Raw genomic sequence first — 6,313 nt, forward strand, 5'->3', positions numbered from 1 at the left:
TTCTTAAATTAATCATTTTTACAATTCAGCGACTACACTATATGGATGGTGAAAACATGCCGAAGAAGAAAATACACTGGCCTCGCAAGAAAAAAGAACTAAAGAAACAAACAAAGAAAGGAATTTCTTTATTTAAAAATAAGCGCATCAGCCAAAAATACGGTTCAGTTCTTGCAATCGTTATTTTATTGTTTATTGCTGCAACCGCTATCACATCCTTTATTTTAAACGATTTGACGAACAAACTGGACGAGCTCGATCAAAAAGGAAAAAACGCTCTTGTCCTCAGCGAAATGGCATCGTTATTTCGCCAGAAAGATATTCGGATAAGCGATTACATTTTACTTGAGGACCAAACGGCTATTGATCAGTACAATGAACAGAGCGAACAGTTAAACACAATGTTAGAGCAGGCAAGAGTAGTAGCCCCTGCTTCAGCTCTCAGTGTATTGGACCAGGTACAAGCGAATGACAGTGAAATGAATCGTATTTTTAACGATCTGGTTATTCCTTCTGTTCAGCAGAACAATGAAGAAGAAACATTTTCGTGAACCTCTCCACCTAAATCAAAGATTTTGATGGAGCATCCCTTATCTTGAATACGGTACAACATCAGCTGGTTAAGCTTCCTGCGGAAGCCCAAGTGCATGATGGAGACTAATGAACGAAGACAAAGTCTGCGATGTCCTTATTGCCAGTTCAGGTACTTTTGCCTGAAGAGACAACCATTTCGTTTCCGAAATGGATTTCTGAAAAGCCCGAATGAAATAACGAGCCCCGATATTATACGAAGCGGACAAATCCGCGTGATAGACTTTGCCCGTTGAAAATATGGCAAGGTCTTTTTTCGGATTCCGTTCCACTTTTCCAGAGCCGTCGAACGCCAGGGCGCTAGTGTTTCGCGGATTGATCCGGGATATGCGCATGCCCAGGCAGTGCGCCATTTCTTCCACTTTGTTCTGGATACCTATCTTTCGCCACCCGTGAAGTTTGAAGCGAAGTCTCCTGGCTCCATAGAACCCCTTTGGGATTTTCATTCTGCCTAAGTACTCGAATACGATAACGTCACAGCCATGTTTTGCCGCGAACTTTACAATTTCATGGCTTGTGTGGCGGACAATATGCTGCTGGTACCCATTGATCTGCCGCCAAAAATTGGGTGCCTGAATGCGGCCGCTTGCCCGCTGGGCTTTCCGCAATTTGTTGGTTACTGTCTGCAGCCGGTCTTTTTCTTTAGGCTGGTTAATAAATGTCCGGCCTAAGACAGTGCCTGCTGCGTCGATAACGGAACAAACCGCAGAGTTCGTCAGTCCAAGGTCTACTGCACACACCTTTTGTTCTTGAATAGGGGCTTTTGTTAAAGTAACTTTATTTTCATAGCTGATGGAAAGGAAGAATTTCTTTCCCCGCTTAATCAGCTTAGGGTTGTGCTCTTTCCATTCCCAGACACCGCGTTTGTAGTGGTCCTGCTCTTTAAATTCGATATCTGTCCATATCCAGTCATTCTGGTGGAATACCTTGATTTGCGCAGTCGTATCAGATGTTCTATTAAACATATTCCCTCGATAAAAAACAGGAAATTCTTTATGTTCCACCTGTAGGCGGGGAGGCTGTTTCTTAAATCTTTTTCCTTCGGAAAGAGCGTATTTCTGCTCTTTTTGCCAGTTTTGATAGGTAGAGCGGAAGCTCTTCACTTTGCCGAAAGCAGAAGCAATCGCACTTCTGCGAAAGTAAGAAGGGAATTTGTAAAAACGCTCGTTAAAATCTTTGTATTTTGGGAGAGGGTTTGATTTGGTTGCGTGAATCAGCTTTTCCACCGCAGGTACAATTGATTTGGTTGTCAGGCCGTCGGTATGATCAAACTCTTTGTCAATCACCTGGATAATGAAGGACAGGGCCTCATTATAAATATCCAGCGTATTATTGAAGATTTCGGTCTGGTTTGTAATCTTGTGCAGCAGCGACTTCGCAACTTTCATCACCAAACCCTCCTTTCCATTTTTTAGTCCTTATGATACGTTGATCGTATCAAAGTGGAAATCAATTGTAAAATAAAAAGAGAATCAATAGGAATGATGATGAGCAAGAAGCAGCAATAGGTATAATAAAAAGATAGAAAAACAAGAAAAATCAAGGCTTTAGCGCCTAACCCCCACTAAATCAGAGATTTTGAAGGGGAATGCGGCGCTAATTTTTTGTTCAAATAAGAGATGCGCCTTTTTTGTTATAGGCCAGTTTGTGGAGGAAGCATAATGAGTAAGAGAATACTGATTAAAAATCATTTGCGAAATGTTTCACTATTCAACTAACAGGTGCTTCTATTTAATATCTCGGCTGTCATTTCGGCAGCTTTTTCTTATTCAGCTAACGAAGCAGGTTAGCTGTACAAGTTACAAATTTAATGGTTTAAAGTTATAGAGCATTTCTTTGAATGAGGAATGTTTTTTATTTTTGCTTAAAACAAAAAATACAATAAAAATATTATCCAAATTAATAAAAATTTATTGTAAAACGATAAAATATATATTAAAATCAAAATCAGAATAAATAAGTGAGGTGCTTTTTATGGAAAAAGTAACAACATTGTTTTTAAAAATAACTGTTATTTTTTTAGGAGTCCCAGTTCTTGCTCTGTGCATCTTTTTGGTGCCTGAGATGGCGAATCTTGCAGTAAAATTGCTTCCAGAGTTTACTTTTATAAAATATCTCGTTTTCATCGCTTTTGATGCATCGGTGATACCTTTTTACTTTGCTTTGTATCAGGCTTTCAAACTCTTGCGCTATATTGACAAAAATAAAGCTTTCTCCAATTTATCTGTAAAAGCTTTAAAGAAAATCAAATACTGTGCCATCACAATCAGTATTTTGCATGTGCTAGTTTGGCCGCTCTTCTATATCTTTGCGGAAGTGGACGACGCACCAGGAGTTATCTTTGTCGGATTGGTTGTTCCTTTTGCTTCGATGGTTATCGCAGTCTTTGCGGCTGTTCTCCAAAAACTTTTACAAGAAGCAATTAATATCAAATCAGAAAATGATTTAACGGTCTGAGGTGAATAACAATGGCAATTATAATCAATATTGATGTGATGTTAGCAAAAAGGAAAATGAGCGTAACAGAACTTTCGGAGAAGGTTGGAATAACAATGGCGAACCTTTCTATATTGAAAAATGGAAAGGCAAAAGCGATTCGATTATCCACTTTAGAGGCAATTTGTAAGGCTTTAGAATGTCAGCCTGGAGATATTTTAGAATACAAAAGTGACGAAGAAAGTTAAATATTGTGGAGGAAACTTAATATAACAATTATTAGGGGAGGTATAACTGTGGACATTAACAATTTGATTATTGAAAATATTGCTAACCCTCATGAGCTGGAGAGAATGTATAGAAAAGACCCGAAAGCTTTTAAAAAGTCATTCTCACACGCATGGGAACAAAATCCTGATTCTCAGGTTCTTGGTGTTTGGTATGAAAGATTGCATTTCAAGGAGACGACAAATACAGAAAAATCTTCCTTGCTTCAAAAAGGGTTCTTATTCATGGGCATTTTAGCTATTCTAGCCGGGATAAGCACCAGGATCATTTTCCATTTTGTCGAACAGGAAGCAATTGCTCCAATTAATCTGGCTTTTGGTATAGTTCCTTTTATTGCTGCCTATTTTGTTTATAATAATACTCCGAAAAAAAGTGTTATTTATTCTCTTGCAGCGTTGTTCCTAATTTCCGGGTTTTATCTTAATATGTTGCCATTAAATTATAAAGACAGTATTATCCTTGCTTATTTACACCTTCCCATATTCTTATGGGTATTGGTAGGGCTTGCGTTTACAGGAAATGAATATTCAAAAGGCAGTACAAGATTAGCCTATATTAAATTTAATTTGGAATATTGTATTCTTTACGCCAGCATGGCAGTTAGCGGAATGGTACTAGCAGCATTAACCATGCAGTTATTTAGCTTTGTTGGCTTGGATATAAAAGACTTCTATTTTAGTAATGTCGTTTTATTTGGTGCTGCCGCTCTCGCTATTGTGGCTGCATACTTGGTATCACTGAATCTTAAACTTGCTAAGAATATTACACCATATATAGCTAAAATTTTTAGCCCTCTTGTCCTGGTCACATTGTTGGTCTATCTTATAACGGTTATATGGGTCGGAAAAAATCCATTCTTGGACCGCAATTTCCTGATAGCCTTCAACGGAATACTCCTTGGTGTATTGGCCGTTACCATATTTTCCATTATTGAGAGCGACTCAGATGAGAAAAAGAACATTTCAGATTATATAAATTTTTCCTTGATTGTTTTTGCGCTTATCATTGACAGTGTGGCTTTGTCAGCCATCGTGTTTAGACTTTCTTCTTATGGGATTACGCCTAATAGACTTGCTGTTTTAGGGGTAAACATACTTATCTGGGCAAATCTAATTTGGATTATGCTCTCCTATATACGTTTTCTACAAAACCAATCCGGACCATCAACTATCCAAGATGCCGTTACTAAGTATTTGCCGGTCTACGGACTTTGGGCAGCTTTCGTTACATTTACTTTTCCTATAATTTTTAATTAGAAAGGCTCTGTTAATGTAACGAAGAGCTAATCTTCTATAACGTATAAATCCTTAGAGCCGATATTATGCAGCTTTTTATACAGAGTTGCATAGTTTTGGCTTATTTTCATTATTAAAGTTAAAAAGAGGGTATTCAACTAGAAGACATAATATATTGTTGTTGCAACTGGTTTCTTTAAAATATGTCCAGTTTCATGTGCCCAACGAAAAAGGACTTCATGAAACGTATTTGATAAGCTAAATTGCAGGTTTTAAGTTTGAGTTTGATTTAGATTAAATGTGAAAAGATGTACTTACACTAAAGGGGTGCTTTAGTTGAAGAAAAATTTTAAAAGTTAATTCTCTAATTAGGGAATCGGCTTTTTTTAGTTTTGGCGAATGATCAGTGTCATAAATTAAAAGTTTTGACACCTTTCTGGCTGCGTAGTAATATCAAGGTCTTGGTTAGTGTCTAAACTTAGTGTCATAAATAACGTTAGAAAGAGGAGCATTTTTTATGAAATATGGGTATGCAAGGGTGTCAACGGTAGGCCAAGATCTACAATCGCAAATTGAAACGTTGAAGTCGGAAGGGTGCAAGGTTATCTATAATGAGAAATTTACTGGCACAAGAACGGATCGCCATGAATTCCAAAAGGCACTAGCTGCTTTAGTGAAAGGAGACACGCTAGTTGTAACGAAATTGGACCGCTTTGCTCGTTCAGCAGGCGACGCAATACAAATCGTGAGGGGTCTTTTCGAGCGAGGTGTTAAAGTACATATTCTTAACATGGGTCTTATTGAAAACACACCGACAGGAAAGCTTATCTTCACAATTTTGAGCGGGTTTGCTGAGTTTGAGAGAGATATGATTGTGGAACGTACACAGGAGGGTAAAGCGATTGCCAGGCAGCGTTCGGATTTTCGTGAGGGAAGACCGAATAAGTTCACCAAAGCACAAATTCTACATGCCTTACAATTACTTGAGACACATTCTTATAAGCAGGTCGCAGAGAAGACAGGTATTTCAAAAAGCACGTTAGTAAGAGCAAAGCGTAAAGAAGCACAGGTTACAGAGTCGGCACTTCTTTAATATTGTGATCTTCTCAGTATATGAGTCTATTATTGGATCACTCAGCAAAAAAGTTTAAGAAATTTAACGGCAATGAGATATCTGAGTTTATACCTACAAATTAGGAACTCTTTGACTGAATTTTTAAGCATAGGTGGGGTATTGAAATTAACTATTTTAACAAGCAAATAAGAAAATAAAAAGTATCCGATTGTTGGGTCTAGATAAAGGTCCTAGAGTAAAATAAGGAGAGTAATCAAACAAACGGATAAAAAAGCTAAAAACATCCGATTGTTGGGTCTAAGGTTAGCTTTTAGAGTAAAACAAAGAGAGTGATCAAACAAACGGATAAAAAAGCTAAAAACATCCGATTGTTGGGTCAAAGGTTAGCTTTTAGAGTAAAATAAAGAGAGTGATCAAACAAACGGATAAAAAAGCTAAAAACATCCGATTGTTGGGTCTAAGGTTAGCTTTTAGAGTAAAATAAAGAGAGTGATCAAACAAACGGATAAAAAAGCTAAAAACATCCGATTGTTGGGTCTAGGGTTAGCTTCTAGAGTAAAACAAGGATAGTGATCAAACAAACGGATAAAAAAGCTAAAAACATCCGATTGTTGGGTCTAGGATTAGCTTTTAGAGTAAAACAAGGAGAGAGATCAAACAAACGGGTGAAAAAGCTAAAAACATCCGA

At 37.5% G+C, this 6,313-nt stretch carries 6 protein-coding genes; 5 read left to right on the plus strand and 1 reads right to left on the minus strand.

What is annotated here, in order from left to right; genetic code table 11:
* Window positions 1-56: 56 nt before the first annotated feature.
* Window positions 57-551 (plus strand): hypothetical protein, encoded by a 495-nt coding sequence (locus VP98_RS18060; protein ID WP_046176750.1) that lies wholly within the window; start codon window positions 57-59, stop codon window positions 549-551.
* A gap of 69 nt (window positions 552-620) precedes the next feature.
* Here VP98_RS18060 and VP98_RS18065 read toward each other — a convergent pair whose 3' ends face one another.
* Complete coding sequence (locus tag VP98_RS18065) at window positions 621-1,979, minus strand: RNA-guided endonuclease TnpB family protein (RefSeq protein ID WP_046176751.1); 1,359 nt, start codon at window positions 1,977-1,979, stop codon at window positions 621-623.
* 586 nt (window positions 1,980-2,565) lie between these two features.
* On the opposite strand from VP98_RS18065, the gene VP98_RS18070 reads away from it, so the two are divergent.
* From VP98_RS18070 to VP98_RS18085, 4 genes are all read left to right on the plus strand, one after another.
* On the plus strand, window positions 2,566-3,048 hold the full coding sequence (locus tag VP98_RS18070; protein WP_046176752.1) for a DUF2975 domain-containing protein: 483 nt from the start codon (window positions 2,566-2,568) through the stop codon (window positions 3,046-3,048).
* Between the two features lie 11 nt (window positions 3,049-3,059).
* Window positions 3,060-3,275 (plus strand): helix-turn-helix domain-containing protein, encoded by a 216-nt coding sequence (locus VP98_RS18075; protein ID WP_046176753.1) that lies wholly within the window; start codon window positions 3,060-3,062, stop codon window positions 3,273-3,275.
* 48 nt (window positions 3,276-3,323) lie between these two features.
* Window positions 3,324-4,571, plus strand: coding sequence for a DUF4153 domain-containing protein (locus tag VP98_RS18080; protein ID WP_046176754.1), 1,248 nt, complete (start codon window positions 3,324-3,326; stop codon window positions 4,569-4,571).
* Between the two features lie 496 nt (window positions 4,572-5,067).
* Complete coding sequence (locus VP98_RS18085) at window positions 5,068-5,643, plus strand: recombinase family protein (RefSeq protein WP_046176755.1); 576 nt, start codon at window positions 5,068-5,070, stop codon at window positions 5,641-5,643.
* The last annotated feature ends 670 nt before the right edge of the window (window positions 5,644-6,313 follow it).

The organism is Domibacillus indicus (assembly GCF_000970685.1).
Classification (GTDB): Bacteria; Bacillota; Bacilli; order Bacillales; family Domibacillaceae; genus Domibacillus; species Domibacillus indicus.